The sequence below is a fragment of the Pseudoalteromonas sp. JC3 genome (genome assembly GCF_030291895.1).
Lineage (GTDB): Bacteria > Pseudomonadota > Gammaproteobacteria > Enterobacterales > Alteromonadaceae > Pseudoalteromonas.
This window is the reverse complement of sequence record NZ_CP127856.1, coordinates 1,032,885-1,050,971: the sequence shown is the minus strand read 5'-3', so window position 1 is coordinate 1,050,971 and position 18,087 is coordinate 1,032,885. Positions and strand designations below refer to the sequence as shown.

Genomic DNA, 18,087 nt, shown 5'->3' with positions numbered 1-18,087 from the left:
TAGCTCCCTTGAAATTAACCCAAACATTACATTTAGTTAAATATAAAGACAAGCTTCTCTCGATAAATTGCAATGAAAAAAACAATAAAGCACTCAATACTTCACCAACTTTACGTAATTTGAAACATTTTCATCGTTTTTCACGCTTAACCGTTCTTTAAAGCCAAACCTTATTGAGGGTACACCCCTCATAGCCCTAAGTAATCCGCAGCCGGCGTATTAAAAAGATCGCTGGATAAACCAGCTCCTACGAGGTGGTGTATCGCTGGGTAAACCAGCTCCTACGCGGAGGTGTATCGCTGAGTAAACCAGCTCCTACGCGAGGTGTATCGCTGGGTGAACCAGCTCCTATGCGGTGGTGTATCGCTGGGTAAAACAGCTCCTACGCGGAGGCGTATCGTTGGGTAAACCAGATCCTACGCGGAGGTGTATCGCTGAGTAAACCAGCTCCTACGCGGGGTGTATCGCTGGGTAAACCAGCTCCTACGCGGAGGTGTATCGCTGGGTGAACCAGCTCCTACGCGGGGTGTATCGCTGGGTGAACCAGCTCCTATGCGGTGGTGTGGAGTCAGTATAAAGTGCTTTGTGCAGCGGTTGGTGCCTCATAAAGATCGCTGGGTAAACCAGCTCCTACATGGAGGTGTATCGCAGAGTAAACCAGCTGCAATATTAAAAGGTGATTGTTATGCTTTACAAAAAAGTACAGTTGTTCTATTTTAATAAAAGTACAAGTGTTCTTTTTTAGAGGTCAGGATGAAATTCAGCTACTTTAACGACAAAGACGGCTCGCTTATTACCAAGATAAGTCGGGGTGTTACAGGGCTTATGTGCACGCTTGCGCCACCTATTACTTCGAGGTTAGGTCAGGTACTACTGATGAGTCCGCATGGTAAGCGTCAATATCAGTTTAAAAATAAAAAACCCAATGGTGAGTTCAATATTCTGACCTCGCTTGGTCGCGTTCATGTAAACGTGTTTGGCCTTGGCCCGAAGACCGTTGTATTAAGTCATGGTTGGGCCGATAACAGCAGTTGCTTTGATACTTTGATCCCTGAACTCGTAGCAGCGGGATTTTGCGTTGTGGCGATTGATCATGTTGGTCATGGACAATCTCATGGTAAGCAAGCCCATTTGCTGGCTTTTGTTGAAGCACTGGATACCCTGATTGAGAAGCTAGAAGCCGATCGCCATGATATCGTGGCTTTGGTGGGGCATTCTATGGGCGCTGTGGCGCTGATGAACTTACCGGATTATCGCCTAGAAAATCGTGTGGTTATAAATGTTGCAACTCCCGTGCAGTTTTTTGAGCTGATGTTTGAGCGCGTTTCGCAAGCGGGCATTTCTGAAAAAATGCTGCACCAAGTGTTAGGCGCTATCACCACAAGATATGGCACGCATTGGCATTTGATCCGAGATAAATTCCACGACGGTGTACTTAAGTTTAAGCCGACATTTATTCACGATACCGAGGACCGATTTGCGCCATTTGAACACGTAGAGTCGCTTATCGCTGCCACTCCTGAGCGTTTAATCCAAACCTCAGGCCTTGGACATCGCCGCATTTTAGGCGATACTGGCGTTATTCAACGTATTACTCAAAGAATAACTGCATAAGTGATGAATAAAGGCGAGAGAACGAGACAAACCATTTTAGAGCAAGGTATGCGCTTTAGTAGCCAATATGGCTTAATAGAAGTCACTATTGGTTCTATGGCAAAGCTTTGTGGCTTGTCTCGCAGCGGGCTTATCTCGCATTTTGACAGTAAAGAAGATATGCAGTTGGCGATCCTCGATTACTGTGAAGATCAATTTATGCTGCATGTCGTCGCACCGGCACGGCACCAAGATCCCCTAGTGCAACTCAAAATGCTCTTTTCTATTTGGGCAGACTGGACTCGCGAATTATTTAATGAACCACATTCAACTTGCCCGTTTATCAAAGCGTTGGTTGAATTTAATTGCCATACAGACAGTCCTATTCATACCAAAGTTACCGAGCAACATAACCGATTATTTAGCTATATTAAGCATAAAATTGTGCAAGGGATAGAAAGTGGTATTTTTCATCCTGAGCTTGATGCGCAGTGCGCGGCGTACGAGCTATACAACTTGTATCTAGGCCATGCGATAGCGAAAAATACGGTACTAACAGAACATGCCAGCGAGTTGTTTAAACGTAATATTGAGCACTTACTTGAAAGTTATCAAGCTGATCCAAAAACACGGAGCGCATCTGCATGATTGAAATAATCTCTACCCCAACCCGCGATATTGTTGAGCAGCTTACTGAGCTATACATCGCGACCTTTTCAGCGCCACCACGCAATGAAGAAATAGACCAAGCAGCTATTCGCTTGCTTATGGAAAAGGAAATCGAAGAAGGCGAAGTACGTGTTATTTTTGATGACTCAACACAGCAACTTATAGGCAGTTTGTCGCTAGTGCCAATCGCGCATTTTAAAGATAAAGCGCGCTTTGATCTTACGTCAGGCCTATACATTTCGAACTTTATGGTTGATGCGAATATTCGCGGCAAAGGAATTGGCAAGCAATTACTACAAGACACCTTAGCCGCTACTCGCCAACCTATCCACACTCGTTGTCGAGTAGATGCCTTAGCAGTGAATCATTTATTTCAGCGCCATGGCTTTAAATTGGTTGCTAATTACACAACAATTATGAATAACTCGGTTGCGGCGCGTAATATCTACACCTATCAAGCTGAATAATCTGCGGATAATCCCTGGATTGTCATTGTTGATTAATACATTCACTCTTATACTTTGCCAAAGAGTCGTCGTGTAGAGTAATGAGATGCTGAGGTTTTTTTCGATTGAACACGGTGTAATTTCCGAAATGGAACCAAGCGCCGACACCCCGATTGAAATAGCAATCAAAAACGCCCATTGGATAGATACTATTAATCCCACTGAGGAGGAGCGAGTTGCTCTGGCAAACACGCTAAATATTACCCTTCCTGGTGCGGATGACGTAGAGGAAATCGAAGCCTCTTCGCGCTGTTTTATCGACAGCGAAGGTCTGCATGTACACGCTTTATTTATGTCTCCCAATGACGGGCGTTTTAATACGGTGACCGTGGCCTGCTTATTACAAAAAAACTGCTTATTAACCATTCGTGATGACGAGCTTGCGGATTTTAGGTTGCTGCGACTGCGTGCGCGTAAAGGGCAAGTGGCGTGCGATAACCCAAAACAGCTGTTAGTGACTTTATTCGACCAAAAAGTCGAAAACCACGCGGATATGCTTGAGGATATGCACCACCAGCTTGAAAAGCTCAGTGCCTATGTGCTTGAGGAAGAAGACTCAGATCTAGAAGAAGCTGTTAGTCGTATTTCAAGGCTAGAAGATGCCAACGGTAAAGTGCGCTTATGTTTGATGGATACGCAGCGCAATATCTCGTTTTTAATGCGTCATGTGGGGGTGCAATCTGAGGAGCGAGAAACGCTACGGGAAGTCACACGAGATATCGAAACCCTAATGTCGCACTGCGCCTTTCTCTTCGATAAAGTGAATTTTTTGATGGACTCTACGCAGGGTTTTATCAATATCGAACAAAACCAAATTATTAAAACCTTCTCCATTGCCTCTGTCGTATTTTTGCCACCCACTGTGGTTGCCAGTGTGTATGGGATGAATTTTAATAATATGCCAGAGCTAAACTGGGCTTGGGGCTATCCTTTTGCCATTGCTATTATGCTGCTCTCTGGTTTTGCGCCTTATTTATTCTTTAAACACAAAGGTTGGCTGTAAACTTTGGTTAATCTAGAGGTGTAGCTTCATTTCAAGCAGGCAAGGTGTAAATCCCGCTTTTTCATAAGCGCGAATTGCTGCGGCATTACTACTGTATACATCAAGGTAGAAGTCGTTGACGTTTTGGGTTTTACACCAAGCGATTAAGTGCTCCATGATCGCTTGATTCAAACCTTTACCACGATGCTCAGGTGTTACATACATAAACCCAAGATAACCATGCTGCGTGTGCTGTAGCTGCTGTTTAGATGCTCTTATTTGCACATACCCTGTTGCCACTATTTGCTCTGATACTTCACCAACAACCACTAACGTATTCGAACAAGTGAGTAATTTTTCAAAATCGTAGTATTTGGCGTCTTGTGATTTGATTGTTGAGTTATACGGACGCTCCGCTTCGATCACTTGCTGTTCTAAATCTAGAAGTGTAGTTAACCTGAGCTGCGGATAATTAATGCCTTTCTAGCAGCCAGTTTTAGCGCTAACTGCGTTGAATTCACTTCCAATAGCCAGCTATTGGTGCGTAAATTCGCCTTGCCTACAGGATGTAGGTACCTTAGCGAGAGCAGGACGCGGAAGCGGTGTTTTCCCTAAAACTCTCTGGCTAGACAAGGAAAAAACTAAGTTGTGCTTTAGCAACAATGAGTTGGAACATTCCTTATCCAAACCTCAGGTTAGTTAAGTCGTTGATGGTGGCTGGTCTAATTATCATATTTTTTCCTTAAAAAAAGCCACCTTAGCTTAACTAAGGTGGCAAAGCCACTATCTACAGTGTTAAAAATTGTCAGGGACTACATGAGGTTAAGTATTAATGGTCGTGAGATTCCTCTGCAGTAATACCAAGCCATACTAGTTTTTCTGGTACGTAATCTAGCTCAAATGTGTCTACCAGTTTGGCTTCTTCTAAATCAAACTTTTTAATTTGTTTTGCGATTGGGTCGCTCACATATACCGCTTGCTCTGAATGAGAAAATGTAATTTGGAAGCCGTGACCTTCTGGCATCGTAGTTAAATCAGCATCACTTACTTGTACTTCACCTGCAGCTTCAAAATGGTGTTCACCATCATGCTCATGACCGGCAAAAATGCTGAGTTTACCTGCGGTATCCATCACCACAACATGCTCACCCGCAAAGCTAAATCCAAAACTCGCAATGCGATAGTTATCACTTACTTGCCATTCAAGCTTCTCGATATGGCCGTGCTCTGGGTCAACCATCAGCACATCATTACCTGCTGATGCGATAAATTGCTCTGCATCATGGTGGCCTTTGAGGGTGCCAATTCGCTGCCCGTCAGCAAAGTAATCTGGATTAGCTAGTTTTACTGCACTAAAGCTTTCGCCTTGCTGAGTGATAACCGCAACACCATCACCACAACCAAATGCCACTGCTTCTTCATTTTGTGCGCTGCCGTGAAGTGCTGGACAGCTTACGTTAAATACCTGCTCTTGATGAAAATGGTCACCATGCGCATGATACAAACCAATTTGCGAGGGTAGAGAAGTTTCGGTTTGAGGGTCTCTGATCGTGCTAATTAGAAATTCGCCTCGAGCTTGCGCCGCACCGTGCATGTAAGTGTTGTAATGTAATGCAGCGACTTCGCTTTGCTCGCCGCTAATATGCGCTTCACTAAACATCGCGGCACTGGCATTTTGTTGGCTGTCTTTGTCGCCATCTGAGAACACAGCAATACCAGACTCACCGACAGTCACGTGTGTTGGCTTCACTGATTCTAAATGGAACGAAGCAAGTGCAGGCGACTCTTCGTGAGTATGGTGATGGTCGCCATGCTCCTCTTCATATAAACCACCGTCAATAAACTCCACTAAACCTTGGTCACGTTGTACCAAGACAGCAAAGCGGTGATTTTCAGAGCTATATACATATTTTGGATAGTGTGTAACGCCAATCGAGTCGATAAGTGATTTATCCGCCGTTGAGTACACATTCACAACGTTACTTTCTGCGCTAGTGACTAACAGGCGACCATTTGCGTCTGTGATCGCATCTCCATGATCATGATCATGATCATCATGACCATCGTCATCATTGCCATTATCTTGTGCTGGCGGGTCTACTTTTACAATTGTGTGCTCAGTACCACCACATGCAGAAAGAAGAATTGCGGAAATGGCAACTGCCAAAAGTTTACCTTTTAATACCATGAGAGAGATCCTATTTTTATTTATGTTATACCATAACTTTAAATATGTTATCTTATAACAAAACTAAAAACAACACCTCGACTAATCACCTATTGACTATTTTGCACGCAAACCCAATAGTGAAGTATGAAATCCACTTGGCATTACCAGACAAAAGACACTCTCAAGATAACAAATGCCTTGATGTAACACTCCGGCTATATAAAAAGGACTACTTAATGGACTATTTGGTTGCTATCACTTTATTTGCTATTGCGTCTTCCGTAACGCCCGGGCCAAACAATATTATGGTAATGACGTCTGGCGTTAATTTTGGCTTACAGAGGAGCATCCCCCTGTTAAGCGGTATTTGTGTTGGCTTTTCGATCATGCTGTTGCTGGTTGGCTTGGGTTTTGCGCAGCTTTTTGAGCTATTTCCTAGTTTGCACTTTATTTTAAAGTGCATTGGCGTCATTTATCTTCTATACCTTGCCTACCTTGTCGCGATGTCTTCACCCACGACTGATGCAGACTCAACCCCTCAACCTTTTTCGTTTTTAAAAGGCGCGCTATTTCAGTGGGTAAACGCAAAAGCATGGATTGTGGCAATAGGTGCTATTTCAACTTATACCTCCACTGGCGCAGATTTTATGAGTCAAAACTTGATGATCACCATTGTCTTTCTGTTGGTGTCATTTCCTTGTGTTGGGATCTGGTTGGTGTTTGGTTCATCGCTGAAACATGTATTAAAAAATGAGCAAAGTCGTAGATGGTTTAATTTTGTGATGGCTGCATTACTTGTGCTTTCAGTAATGCCAATTGTGCTGGAGATCTTTGCAGGATAATACCCTGCAAAGATTACCGTGTTATTGTTACTTGTTGTCCGCTTTTTACCGACGGGCGATCACCCACACTGCATGCACAATTCCTGGTATATAACCCAACAATGTCAGCAAAATATTTAACCAAAAAGCCCCGCCAAGACCGACTTGTAAAAATACACCAAGTGGTGGAAGCAGAATTGCAATGATGATCCTCAATAAATCCATTGTTCTCTCCTAAAAGTTATAGACGCTTTCATCCTGCATGGGTTATGCCAACTCAAAGGAATGCCTTTTGCATTAACCCAATAACAGTATAGGAGATAAAAAATGCCAGATTGGATTAATCTTGATTTAGCACTCATTTGGTATCACTTTTACCAAATTGTTTTTGCGTTTTTACTTACATTACCTTTAGCTATTAATAGAGAAAGTCGCTCTGATAGCGCGGGGCTTAGAACATTCCCATTAGTCGCTATTTCCTGTTGTGCTTTTATTTTAACAAGTATGGATGTATTTGAGTCACATGAAGCACAAGCGAGAGTCATGTACGGTGTCATTACTGGAATTGGTTTTATTGGTGGCGGTTCAATTGTGAAAAACGATAATTCCACACATGGCACAGCAACTGCTGCAGGTATCTGGTTAACCGGGGCAATAGGGATCTCTAGTGCATATCAGCGATATGAAATCGCAATTGTATTAAGCGCGGTGGGCTTTATGGTATTTCGCTTACTTGAGCCTTATAAAAAGCCATCCAGCTCCCAATAAGTTTACATTGAACCTTTAGTCCGCTTGCTCGTCACTTGACGTTTGAGCTCTAGCTTTTCACCAAAAAAGTATTCGTAAACGATAACTGAAGTAAAATAGAAGAATCCGAACACACTGATATCAATTAGCAATTTGCCAAAATCGAAAGGCTCTTCAAAAAGTAAATATTCAAAATCAGTGATGTAAAAGACTAATTTAGTTAAAAAAAGTGCGGGTAAAAGAGAAATGATAAATTTCAAATTAATGTCCTTTTAATTTGCGTGACCTACAATCCATAATGAAGTCTAACTGATTTATTCAGAGATTGCACGCAGTATACAATTTATTTCGATAATTTACAAAGAGTTACTATGTAAGCCCCATATTAGCTGAGCGAGCGCCCAGCTAATATGAACATATCAAAATTTAATGATAGTGGAAACCGCTTCCTCGTTTGCCGTTTCAATAGACATTTTCAGCTCACGATTTTGCCAATCAATGTCTATCAAGCCGTAGTTACTTCCCGATTTATTAATCAAATGGCGGTTAGATGTTGTCAACTTTGCGATATCTTTGCTAACTACGCCAACTCGTCCCGTTGGGATATTAGCACCAGCTGGCGCACAGTTGCCCCATTCACCCTCAATACCTTTTTGGTTATCATCCACTTGGGTATAACACCAAGGCTTATCATTGTCTCGCGTGATACAACCTTGATAGGTAATGCCTGCATATTTGAACGGTAGCTGACATGCTTTGGCAAAATTGCCATCCCCTTTGTCGTCTGCGTAAATAGGTAATCTTAATGGATTTTTAATATGATAAGGCCAGTTTTGACCAAAACCCGATGCCGTCACTTCGTAGACGTTAACTGCTTGACCATATGTGCTGCTTGCGGGAATAGTCTTTTGCAAAAGCTCTCCCCAATGTTGATCGCCAGACAAAAACACAACGGCTTTAGTCTTACCTTCGTTCACTGATTTCTGTACTAACCTAAGCAAACGTTCCCTTTGTGCTGGCATTTCAGCCCAAGACTCATAACTAGTACCAGACATATTTGTTTCTTCTAATGACGCGATGGCAGCATTAAATGTTTTGCCGTCTCCATAAGCACAGTAGTTAGTTTTACTTCTGCCTTGATGCAGCGGAGGCAGTACTTGAATGCCGCTTGCAATGAGCTTGATTTCTGATGGCTTTTGTAACTCTTGCTCAAGCCATTGCCACTGCGCCTCTCCCAATATAGTGCTACTTTCCCCCTCACACGTTCCGTAACTTGAGAAGGTTGGAGAGCGGAAGTAACGGGCATCTAATGTGATCACATGCGTGGTTTCGCCCGATCCCCCCAACATTTTTGCTTCATAAATACCAGCTTGACCATTCAGTCTTGGATCTGTTTTATCGACATCAAAGTGACGCAAATATTCTTTTTGTGCGTTTACTCTCTTTGGATAATGTTTGCCTTCATTGTTCCAACCAAAATCATGGTCATCCCAAGTCGCCATCACAGGGATCTTAGCCTCTAAAAACTTGCGATATTCACTATTATTCTTTTTATCATCATACTTCTGGCGCATCACCGCCATATCAGTGGTATCTGCGTAGATATTGTCCCCTAACCAAAGAAACAGATCCGGTTGTTGGCCAATTAACTTAGCGAGCGCTTCTGGCATATCTCCTTTGGTTTTGAAACATGAACCTAACGCAACTCTATCTAATCGTTTACTTTGTAGGGGTTGAGTGTGAGCTAAAAGCGTTGGCGGCGCTTCTGGTTGACATTCTTCCCAACCGCCCTCTTCGACATAACACCAAGGTGCGGTGTGATTTCGGGTTGTACAGCCATAAAACTTTTCACCTTGATACTCAGATGGCGTTTTACATGCTTTTCCGGTTACCGTTTTGAATTCTGGGATGGTTTCTGTTCTGACATGACCCCATGTTGCGCCTTCGATGCTTTGTTTTAAATAGCACCACTGGGAACCTGAATTATTTTTATCCGTTGTCCCTTGATACTGTGCGGCTAGATAGTTAAAGGTGGATTTACAAGACTCGTAGTGAACTTCAGGTTCTGCACTGGCGACGCTGCTCATGAGCATCAACACGGCTGGCGTGAGAGTATAAGTTTTCATCGTTTCCTCGGTATTTGAATGTTGGCATCCTTGCTAGTTTTCCTTGCGGGAACGGAGTCTAATCCGGCAATGTTAAATTTTAGTTTAATATTTATTTCAAGTTCACATTTACTTCCGCATTCATGAAATAATACGAAAGTGGCTCAATAAATGAGCCATAACGAGGCCTTATGGCAAGTGATTGATAAGCCAATCAATAAATACTTGGATCCGAGCTCTTTTTGGTGAATAGGGATCAAATAACACATAGCGTTGCCATACCACAGGGTGAGGGGTATCAAAAAGCTGCACAATAAGGCCAGCTTGTTGAAAGTCTAAAAATAGCTCTTTGGAGACGATTGCAACACCTTGGCCTTTAAGCGCTGCACTCAATGCCATGTCATTAGAAGAGACTCGAGTGTGTGGGCCTTTGGCACAAATACTTGAACCGCATATCCCCTGAGACTCAAACCATTGCTCCCAGCTTACTTTATCATCGTCGTGGTGAATAAGATTGCACCTTGCTAAATCATTCGGAGACTTAATTTGCAGCGATTCTTTGTAGCTTGGTGAACAAACAGGGTAGTTGCTATCTTCCCCAAGATATAACTGCTCAAGTCCGGCGGGGCAGGCTAACTCTCGCTTGGTAGAAAACCGGATCGCGATATCAATATGATTTAAACGAATATCTTCAAAGCGATTAGAGCCAAGCACGCGAATTTGGATGTCGTCATGAGACTCGTAAAACGAGCACAGGTTAGGCATTAGCCATAAAGAGCAAAAAGACTGGGTTGACGTGATAGTCAAGCTACCAGCCAATTCTTGTGTTTGAATTTGGTTCAATCCCCCAATAATGCGCTTAAACGCACTTTGAGTAGACATTAACAACACTTCGCCGGCTTCAGTTAAGTGCATATTGCGGCCTTTTCTTACAAAAAGCTTAACTGCAAGTGCATTTTCTAATTGCCGCATTTGTTGGCTTACTGCCGCTTGCGTAATGTTCAATTCGAGTGCAGCTTGAGTGTAACTTTGGAGCCGAGCTGCACTCTCAAAACAGCGTAATGCACTTAAGTGCCTTAACCTCTTATCCATAAGCTCAACTTATATTAATTGTAATTAACTATCGTTGGTATCCTGCCATATTTTGACCCAAGATACAGTCATAAATTACTTAACCTAAACGCAGTTTATTCACTACTACGACAGGAGCAACAATGAATTATTGTAAACCAAAGCCAAAGTCACAGTTATTACACTGGTTAACTATAATCGGGGCCTATCTGAAGTTAGAACACATAGTGAAACATAAGTAGTTTCAATATGTGGGAACATTCCTTATCCAAACCTCAGGTTAATTAAGTACGGTGGAGTCTGTTACAATTTTTGTTACACAAAAAGTCGGCTAATCCACCTCTTCAATTTATTGATATTACTTAATATTTAAAATATTAGCCCGATAGTAAACCTTTACCCCCACTCTTTTTGCAACAAGTTTTGTTAAAGTAAAAGGAACATTGCGCTAACTATCTATGCTTTTATCACACCAAGTGACAACATACAGAGCATTGATTCGCAAGATAAATCAACAATAACAAAATGAATAAAGGATTTTTATGCTATCTAGGTCTTTAATATGCAGTGCTATTTTGCTGTCTATCAGCGCTTCAGCTCAGGCCCAATCAAATGCTGAACTTCATCGTCTAGCCACCGTGGCTAAACCTATAGAGCAAGCGGTCACATTTAACTTAGACCCTTCTAAAGAGCGTTTTTCAGGACACACGACTATAAAACTTGAGGTGCTCAAAGCCACCCAATTTATTGAGCTCAACGGATTAGACTATGCGATAGATACCGCTGAACTAGTCGGAAAAACGTCGTGTGAGCTCAGAGATAAAATGCTCGAAACCGGTAAAGTGAGATTGAGTTGCGAAAAAACACTGCAACCCGGTCGCTACACGCTTACTATCGACTATACCGCCCCTTTCAACCGTAATAGCGTCGGTCTCTACAAAACCATAGACAACGGCGTGCCTTACTTATTTACACAGTTTCAGATGAGTGATGCAAGAAGAGCAATGCCTACATTTGATGAGCCTGAGTATAAAATCCCATTTCAGCTCACTATTACAGCCCCAGACGATCAAAAAGTATTCGCCAACACGCCTGTTTTAGAGACCAAAAAGTCGAATGGTATGACCACCCATTACTTCGACAAGACGCCACCTCTTCCTTCTTACTTAGTCGCCTTATCCGTTGGTCCATTCGAAGTACTTGATGTTAAAGGGATGTCGGTTCCGGGTAACATTATTACCCCACAAAAGAAATCAAATCTTGCCGCTTATTCCATCGAAAACACGCCCAAGATACTCAAAGCACTTGAAGACTATTTTGACTTACCCTATGTCTATAAAAAACTAGACCAAGTTGCAGTCCCTGAATTTCCGTTCGGCGCAATGGAGAATGCAGGCCTGGTGACTTATCGTGAGGATATACTACTTATTGACCCTGCAACGTCAACACAACAAGCTCAAACCTCACATGTGAATGTTATCGCTCACGAACTTGCACACCAATGGTATGGCAACCTAGTTACGATGAAATGGTGGAATGACCTGTGGTTAAACGAGGCGTTTGCCACTTGGATGGCTGCAAAGATCACCCAGCAGCTATTTCCTGAACTAGAAACAAATTTATCCCTATCTCAACACAATGCAATGCCCTATGATGCTCAAGCAACCACCTCACCGATCCGTAAACCGGTTATTACAGAGTCTGATGTAACAGACGGCTTGGGTCTTGCGTACAGCAAAGGTAGCGCGGTACTTTACATGGTTGAGCAGTGGCTTGGGGAAGAGGTATTTAAGCAAGGCATGCGCAATTATATCCGTAAATTTGCTTATAAGAATGCAGAAGCCAAAGATCTATGGAATGAGCTGGGTAAAGTATCTAATAAAGATGTAGCGACAGTGCTAGACTCATTTGTATCACAAGCTTCATTTCCACTTTTGACGATTAAGTTAGATGGCCAGAATGCCACCGTGTCGCAACAACGTTTTGTAATAAAAGGACAAGAAGCAGCAACACAAACTTGGCATATCCCCATCACACTGCGCTATGGTAGAGGTGACAAAACAGCCACTAAGACAATACTTCTAGACTCCAAGGCGCAACAGATTAAATTAGACTTTGAGCCTGAGTGGATCTTACCAAACGACAACGCGACAGGTTATTATCGCTGGGATCTTTCTGAGTCTCAACTCGCAAGCCTAATATCACATGCCCCAAACAAGCTAAACGAGCGGGAGAGATTAGACTTACTAAGCAATGTTGACGCGCTGATGGAGTCTGGAAAAATAAACGCCAATGCGTTGATGTTAACGCTCAGTGAGTTTATTAACGACACTCATCCCAAAGTAGCAAAGGCCGCTCTTACTCAATTACTATCACAACATAAACAGTATGAAGACGATTCAAATAAGTTACTTTGGAAGAAACTTTATACCACTTATGTTGAGCCTGCGTTTTCTCGATATGGACTTGAGGCAAATGCAAATGAACCAGCTGCCACATCGGAAATACGTGCAGCATTGGTCAGAGCACTGGCTTTCGAGACAAAGCATCAAACCATTATTAAGCATGCAAAAAAGCAAGCGAGTTTATATTTAACGTCACCTGATAAAGTCGACCCCTACTTGGCTAGAAGCTTCCTGCAAATTGCCGCTTACTACGGTGATGCTGAGCTGTTGAAGTCATACAAAAAAGTATTTGAAACCACCAATAACCCAACTCAACGTACTAATCTATTGCTTGCAATGGGTTATTTTGGTCCACAAGAACTGCAACAACAAGTACTAGATTATGCGCTAAGCGAGCATGTAACGGCCTCCGACTTTAATTACATATTAAGCGGGAATGGTAAAGGCGATGAGCGAAAAGCGCTTTATCAAAAGTGGTTTTATCAGCACTTTGAGCGCTTAAAGGAACGCTTCCCTCCTTTTGCAAAGCCACAGCTACCTTTTTACCTATTTACGTATTGTGACGCGGATGCATTAAAACAAGCTCAGCAGTTTTTTGAACCGATGCAAAAAGAAGTAGAAGGTTTAAGTAAATCACTTAAGCAGCTGGAACTGGCAACAAATACCTGCATCATGCAAAAGCAAAGAGAGCTAGCTTCAGTCAATCAATTTTTGAATAATCTGTAAAAGACTCCAACCAGTTGTGGCGCTTTTGGCTTTTGCCGAGCGCCACTATTTTTTAGGATAAATATGTTACGCCCACTTTTATTATTATTATGTCTGCCATTCGTTTTGGCCGCTGAAACCGTAATTGATCCAGCTCGTGATAGAGCAATTCCAGTAGAAACTCATTTGCCAACCGACACCAACCCCTGTTCAAAAGCGGCACCTTGTCCTGTTGCACTGCTAAGCGCCGGCTATGGTGTCTCACATACTGACTATCAATTTTTGGTCAAGACGCTAAACCGAGCTGGATATTTGGTTATTACTGTAGGCCATGAGCTTGCAACTGATCCTCCTCTTTCCGTCGAGGGGAACTTATACGAAACACGCGCAGAAAACTGGCAACGGGGCGCTGATACGCTGGTGTTTATTCACGATTACTTTAAGCCAAAGTTCACCACCTTTGATTTTGAGCATATCCTCTTAATTGGCCATTCTAATGGCGGCGACATTTCAGCATGGTTAATCAATCACGGGGCTAAATTTGTAAACCAAATCATTACGCTAGATCATCGCAGAGTGCCATTACCGAGAAGCCTTGATGTAAAGGTATTGTCGATACGAGCAAGTGACTTTCCAGCGGACAAAGGGGTGTTGCCAAGTCGCACTGAAAAGCACAAATATCAGGATTGTGTTGTCACGATAGCGAACGCAAAACACAATGACATGACTGACGAAGGTCCGAGCTGGCTAACCGACAAAATAGCACAAATTTTGGCTGATCATTTGGCTGGTATACCTTGCTTAGAGAATGAAAAAGCAAACGACCAATAGTCTAGTCGCGAAATGCAGAAAGGGAAGCGGGTAAATCTCACACCCCTTTCTGTTTATGTGTTCTGCTTGAGCTGAGCTTTATTTAATTTCAGCCACAGGCATTGATAGCGGTTTTACACACATAAAATATGCCCAAGCAATCAATATGATTTGCAGTGGTGCTCTAATTAGCAAATAAACTGGTCCCCACTGATGTCCTCCCAGGCCAACGCTGTTGAGCGCGGCATACACATTTGCGGGAAAAAACAGCATAAAAATGGCAATTGCCGCTTTTGCTGCAGGTAATTGGTATTTTGGTATAAATAACAGAATCGCTACTACGAGTTCGATGACACCAGTGAAGTACACCAAAGGAAGCCTATACGGCATCCAACTAGGTAACATTTCTACCATCCCTTGTGCTTTTACGATATGACCAATAAAAAAGAACATAAATGCGATACCGAGACCCCAACAGGCAAGCGATGTGATCTCTACCTGTACGTCTCTTATCTTTGAATAGATAACACCGAACAATAACGGGCCGCAAAGTAACAGTATAATGATGATTGGTGTAACCATGGTTTATGCCTTATCCCCTAACATTGTTAGCGGCTAAAAAGCCATCTAATTACGCCAATCATGTCACGTGATGTTCCTAAAAACAATAAAGGTCAGCAGGCCCTAGATTTTGCTGACCTTTAGCTCACCACTTTCATCAACTCCGCTTTAGTCTTGCCGATATCAAACTGCTCAACCATCTCTCGCAATTCATTGGCTTTACTCAACAATGACAGCCCCGATGCATTCGTCATCTCTACCAAGGTATTGTTTTGCTGAGTAATACCGTCAATTTGTTTAATCGCTAGATTAATTTGCTCAATACCACTCGATTGCGTATTGCAAGCCTCAGCGATCGTTTGCACTTGCGATGCAAGTCCATATACACTTTCCACAATGGTTTTTAGCGTTTCACCAGATTCTGAAGCCAGCTTAGACCCTTGCTCCACTTTGACGTTACTGCTTCCCAACAGCTCAGAGATATCCTTTGAGGCACTTGCACTACGCAGCGCTAAATTTCTTACTTCTGAGGCAACGACCGCAAAACCTTTTCCTTTTTCTCCCGCTCGTGCAGCTTCAACAGAGGCGTTCAGCGCTAATAAGTTAGTTTGAAACGCAATGGAATCAATAACCTCAATGACTGTGAGTATTTCTTTGGCACTCTTACTAATCTCGGTCATTGCCTCAATCGTTGACTCAACAACCTTTCCACCTTGCTGTGCTTGCTGGTTAACTTCTATAGCCAACTGATTAGCAGATTGCGCATTATTGGCGTTTGAGTGCACGGTTTCGGTGATTTCACCGACTGATACTCGTGTTTCTTCAATAGATGCGGCTTGAGAAGAGGACCGCTCACTTAACTCTTCAATACCCGTGGTGATCTGCTGTACCGAGACAGTGATGGATTCCGCCATGGCCAGCAGCTTTTGCATCATATTGGCTAAGTTGCCAACGCTGGTATTCACAGATTGTTTCAACAGCGCAAAATCACCTGCATAGCTTTTTTCAACTTGGCGAGTTAAATTGCCTTGAGATAGCCCATCCATCACATTCATGCACTCCTTAAGCGGCGCTTCTATCGAGTCCAGCGTTTCATTCATGGCTGTGATTATACTGGCGTATGCGCCGTGGTGTTTACTGGCATCAGCTCTATGTTGTAAGTCTCCCTCACTGGCCGCTTCAGCAAGCTTTTCGGCATCGATTAGCATCAATTTTATCGCACCAACACAAGCGAAGAGGCTTTGATAGATGCTATCAAATTCTCCTTTATAACCATCATTCGTGAATGCGGGTAACTCTCCTTTTGCGATACTTTCTAGATATCCACTTGTAAGTGCAACGGGTTTAGAGACCGCGTCAAGTGTTTCATTAACACCACGAATGATTTTTCGAAATTCACCTTGGTGTTTAGCCTCATCCGCCCGAGTAGAAAGCCTCCCCTCTCCTGCAGCGGCAACTAAACTGTAAGTATCTTCAATAAGTAACGAAAGCGAAGACGTGGCACGTTGTAAGGCCATATGTATTTGCGCAAATTCGCCCTTAAACTCACCGTTAATCTGCTCAGGAATTTCTCCTTTTGAAAGCGAAGTAAGATATTGTTTTGTTTGACTAATAGGTTGCTCAACAGCATCAAGTAGTTTGTTAAGTCCGCTGGCTATTAATTTCATGGAGCCAACGTATCCCTCAAGGCTTAGACGTTCACTTAGTTTGCCATCGGAAGCTGATTTAATGAGCTGTTCAACCTGTTGCTCCGCACGCCTTGTCTGACTTAAATCCTTAAATTCAAATACCGTACCTAACACCCTACCACTTTGATCGGAGACCGGGTTGGCGGTTGCCGCAATGATTATGTCACCTACGCACCACTCCCACTCTAACTGGCGTACTAATTGACCCGAGGCTTGGTGTAGTGCTTTAGAGCTGTGAAGTAAAGCTTCGGGAATTGGATGATTAACGATTTCAGTAGGCACGCTTAGCGCAGTGCGGTAACGATCAAATAGAGACTCACATTGTGCGTTTACGTAGATCACTTGATTACTGTCATCACATAAAAGCACGGGCGCGGCCACGTTATTTAGCGCATAACGGATCCGTAAGTTTTCTTTTGCTTGTAGCTCTAGCTTTTGGGTCGCATCAAGTAAGCTAGTTTGCATTTGCCGTAGATTTGTCAGTAAGTTACCTATTTCATCGTCACTGTGTACAACGACTTTGTTGTCTAATCGACCACTCGCAATTGCCTTTGCCACATCAGATGCACGGCGGATTGGACGAGTGATTAAATGCTGCATATACCAAGTCAGTAATCCTAAAGTCACAAGCGCAACAACGATGAGTCCTAGGGTACTAAAAAAGATAAGTTGGTTTTTTGTTGCGACAATTTCACTCGTTCTCGTGTCTACTAACGCGTTAATTTGCTCATTAATTTCAAGTAGGTACACACTTGCTTGGCGGTCTATTCCACTCACTGAGGCATCAGCAAGGTTAATATCAAAGCCTGAACTTTTGAATAGATCCACCGCTTCACGATATTTTTGTCCTAAGGTGAGGTGCTCTTTTTGATATTCACGCAACTTATTTTCTAGGGTAGGTGGTAATGTATAGGCTGAAACAATTGAACTGAGTTGTTTTTGTACCTCAGCTTCTTTGGTTTCAAATCTTGACCAATATTTATTTAGCTGGGCAGGATCTCTTCCTCTAATGAGTACATTTTTCCACTCTTGTACTTGGGTTTTGAAATCATCGAGCACTATGTTTATTTGCTCGCGAGCAGCCAATTCATTGTCTATCATGTTGTCATACTGTTCCGCTACGCGTTTCATCACCAAAACAGTAACCATCGCCCCGATGAGCATTACCACTAAACCCGCTGTTACCGCAGAAATAAGTTTTGCCTTTACACTTTTCATTCTGAGTATCCCTAATTATGAAAAGATTGTTACATA

General features: G+C 42.8%; 16 protein-coding genes. 8 read left to right on the top strand and 8 right to left on the bottom strand.

Going from position 1 to position 18,087, the window contains the following annotated elements; translation table 11 throughout:
* The first annotated feature begins 753 nt into the window (after positions 1-753).
* The 4 genes from QSH61_RS23205 to corA all read left to right on the top strand — a co-directional run bounded on the left by QSH61_RS23205 (position 754) and on the right by corA (position 3,771).
* Positions 754-1,614 (top strand): alpha/beta hydrolase, encoded by an 861-nt coding sequence (locus QSH61_RS23205; protein WP_206472464.1) that lies wholly within the window; start codon positions 754-756, stop codon positions 1,612-1,614.
* Between the two features lie 3 nt (positions 1,615-1,617).
* Positions 1,618-2,241 (top strand): TetR/AcrR family transcriptional regulator, encoded by a 624-nt coding sequence (locus QSH61_RS23200; protein WP_039496548.1) that lies wholly within the window; start codon positions 1,618-1,620, stop codon positions 2,239-2,241.
* Positions 2,238-2,729, top strand: coding sequence for a GNAT family N-acetyltransferase (locus QSH61_RS23195; RefSeq protein ID WP_010603699.1), 492 nt, complete (start codon positions 2,238-2,240; stop codon positions 2,727-2,729). Before QSH61_RS23200 ends, QSH61_RS23195 begins: the two co-directional genes overlap by 4 nt.
* An 85-nt stretch (positions 2,730-2,814) precedes the next feature.
* Positions 2,815-3,771, top strand: coding sequence for a magnesium/cobalt transporter CorA (gene corA, locus QSH61_RS23190; RefSeq protein ID WP_010603700.1), 957 nt, complete (start codon positions 2,815-2,817; stop codon positions 3,769-3,771).
* Between the two features lie 12 nt (positions 3,772-3,783).
* Here corA and QSH61_RS23185 read toward each other — a convergent pair whose 3' ends face one another.
* Both QSH61_RS23185 and QSH61_RS23180 read right to left on the bottom strand, forming a co-directional pair.
* Positions 3,784-4,176: a GNAT family N-acetyltransferase gene (locus QSH61_RS23185; protein WP_286124034.1), complete on the bottom strand. Its 393-nt coding sequence runs from the start codon at positions 4,174-4,176 to the stop codon at positions 3,784-3,786.
* Between the two features lie 403 nt (positions 4,177-4,579).
* Positions 4,580-5,938, bottom strand: a complete 1,359-nt coding sequence (locus tag QSH61_RS23180; protein ID WP_206472466.1) for a YncE family protein — start codon at positions 5,936-5,938, stop codon at positions 4,580-4,582.
* Positions 5,939-6,156: 218 nt separating this feature from the next.
* Between QSH61_RS23180 and QSH61_RS23175 the strand changes: the two genes are divergently transcribed.
* Positions 6,157-6,762 carry a LysE family translocator gene (locus QSH61_RS23175; protein WP_206472468.1) on the top strand — a complete coding sequence of 202 codons (606 nt, stop codon included), beginning with the start codon at positions 6,157-6,159 and terminating at the stop codon, positions 6,760-6,762.
* A gap of 45 nt (positions 6,763-6,807) precedes the next feature.
* Here QSH61_RS23175 and QSH61_RS23170 read toward each other — a convergent pair whose 3' ends face one another.
* The gene (locus QSH61_RS23170; RefSeq protein WP_010369885.1) at positions 6,808-6,966 is read right to left on the bottom strand and encodes a YqaE/Pmp3 family membrane protein; all 159 of its coding nucleotides are present in this window, start codon (positions 6,964-6,966) and stop codon (positions 6,808-6,810) included.
* Between the two features lie 102 nt (positions 6,967-7,068).
* On the opposite strand from QSH61_RS23170, the gene QSH61_RS23165 reads away from it, so the two are divergent.
* Positions 7,069-7,509, top strand: a complete 441-nt coding sequence (locus tag QSH61_RS23165; RefSeq protein ID WP_010603704.1) for an MgtC/SapB family protein — start codon at positions 7,069-7,071, stop codon at positions 7,507-7,509.
* 2 nt (positions 7,510-7,511) lie between these two features.
* Here the strand turns inward: QSH61_RS23165 and QSH61_RS23160 are convergent, their stop codons facing one another.
* The 3 genes from QSH61_RS23160 to QSH61_RS23150 form a co-directional block, all read right to left on the bottom strand.
* On the bottom strand, positions 7,512-7,748 hold the full coding sequence (locus QSH61_RS23160) for a hypothetical protein (protein ID WP_010603705.1): 237 nt from the start codon (positions 7,746-7,748) through the stop codon (positions 7,512-7,514).
* A 159-nt stretch (positions 7,749-7,907) separates the two neighbouring features.
* Positions 7,908-9,614 carry an alkaline phosphatase D family protein gene (locus QSH61_RS23155; RefSeq protein WP_206472470.1) on the bottom strand — a complete coding sequence of 569 codons (1,707 nt, stop codon included), beginning with the start codon at positions 9,612-9,614 and terminating at the stop codon, positions 7,908-7,910.
* Between the two features lie 168 nt (positions 9,615-9,782).
* Positions 9,783-10,685 (bottom strand): LysR substrate-binding domain-containing protein, encoded by a 903-nt coding sequence (locus tag QSH61_RS23150; protein ID WP_010603707.1) that lies wholly within the window; start codon positions 10,683-10,685, stop codon positions 9,783-9,785.
* A 521-nt stretch (positions 10,686-11,206) separates the two neighbouring features.
* Between QSH61_RS23150 and QSH61_RS23145 the strand changes: the two genes are divergently transcribed.
* Together QSH61_RS23145 and QSH61_RS23140 are read left to right on the top strand one after the other, a co-directional pair.
* Positions 11,207-13,795, top strand: coding sequence for a M1 family metallopeptidase (locus QSH61_RS23145; protein WP_206472472.1), 2,589 nt, complete (start codon positions 11,207-11,209; stop codon positions 13,793-13,795).
* Positions 13,796-13,858: 63 nt separating this feature from the next.
* Entirely contained in the window at positions 13,859-14,605 is a 747-nt protein-coding gene (locus tag QSH61_RS23140) for an alpha/beta hydrolase (protein WP_206472474.1), read from the top strand.
* A 78-nt stretch (positions 14,606-14,683) separates the two neighbouring features.
* Here QSH61_RS23140 and QSH61_RS23135 read toward each other — a convergent pair whose 3' ends face one another.
* Complete coding sequence (locus QSH61_RS23135) at positions 14,684-15,166, bottom strand: DoxX family protein (protein WP_206472476.1); 483 nt, start codon at positions 15,164-15,166, stop codon at positions 14,684-14,686.
* 119 nt (positions 15,167-15,285) lie between these two features.
* A complete protein-coding gene (locus QSH61_RS23130; protein ID WP_206472478.1) occupies positions 15,286-18,051 on the bottom strand; it encodes a methyl-accepting chemotaxis protein in 2,766 nt (921 codons plus the stop codon).
* Positions 18,052-18,087: the final 36 nt, after the last annotated feature.

Excerpts from the sequence above, each read along its gene's own strand:
- QSH61_RS23205 (WP_206472464.1), top strand. The coding sequence starts at position 754 with ATGAAATTCAGCTACTTTAACGACAAAGACGGCTCGCTTATTACCAAG.
- QSH61_RS23200 (WP_039496548.1), top strand. The coding sequence starts at position 1,618 with ATGAATAAAGGCGAGAGAACGAGACAAACCATTTTAGAGCAAGGTATG.
- QSH61_RS23195 (WP_010603699.1), top strand. The coding sequence starts at position 2,238 with ATGATTGAAATAATCTCTACCCCAACCCGCGATATTGTTGAGCAGCTT.
- corA (WP_010603700.1), top strand. The coding sequence starts at position 2,815 with ATGCTGAGGTTTTTTTCGATTGAACACGGTGTAATTTCCGAAATGGAA.
- QSH61_RS23180 (WP_206472466.1), bottom strand. The coding sequence starts at position 5,938 with ATGGTATTAAAAGGTAAACTTTTGGCAGTTGCCATTTCCGCAATTCTT.
- QSH61_RS23175 (WP_206472468.1), top strand. The coding sequence starts at position 6,157 with ATGGACTATTTGGTTGCTATCACTTTATTTGCTATTGCGTCTTCCGTA.
- QSH61_RS23170 (WP_010369885.1), bottom strand. The coding sequence starts at position 6,966 with ATGGATTTATTGAGGATCATCATTGCAATTCTGCTTCCACCACTTGGT.
- QSH61_RS23165 (WP_010603704.1), top strand. The coding sequence starts at position 7,069 with ATGCCAGATTGGATTAATCTTGATTTAGCACTCATTTGGTATCACTTT.
- QSH61_RS23155 (WP_206472470.1), bottom strand. The coding sequence starts at position 9,614 with ATGAAAACTTATACTCTCACGCCAGCCGTGTTGATGCTCATGAGCAGC.
- QSH61_RS23150 (WP_010603707.1), bottom strand. The coding sequence starts at position 10,685 with ATGGATAAGAGGTTAAGGCACTTAAGTGCATTACGCTGTTTTGAGAGT.
- QSH61_RS23145 (WP_206472472.1), top strand. The coding sequence starts at position 11,207 with ATGCTATCTAGGTCTTTAATATGCAGTGCTATTTTGCTGTCTATCAGC.
- QSH61_RS23140 (WP_206472474.1), top strand. The coding sequence starts at position 13,859 with ATGTTACGCCCACTTTTATTATTATTATGTCTGCCATTCGTTTTGGCC.
- QSH61_RS23135 (WP_206472476.1), bottom strand. The coding sequence starts at position 15,166 with ATGGTTACACCAATCATCATTATACTGTTACTTTGCGGCCCGTTATTG.
- QSH61_RS23130 (WP_206472478.1), bottom strand. The coding sequence starts at position 18,051 with ATGAAAAGTGTAAAGGCAAAACTTATTTCTGCGGTAACAGCGGGTTTA.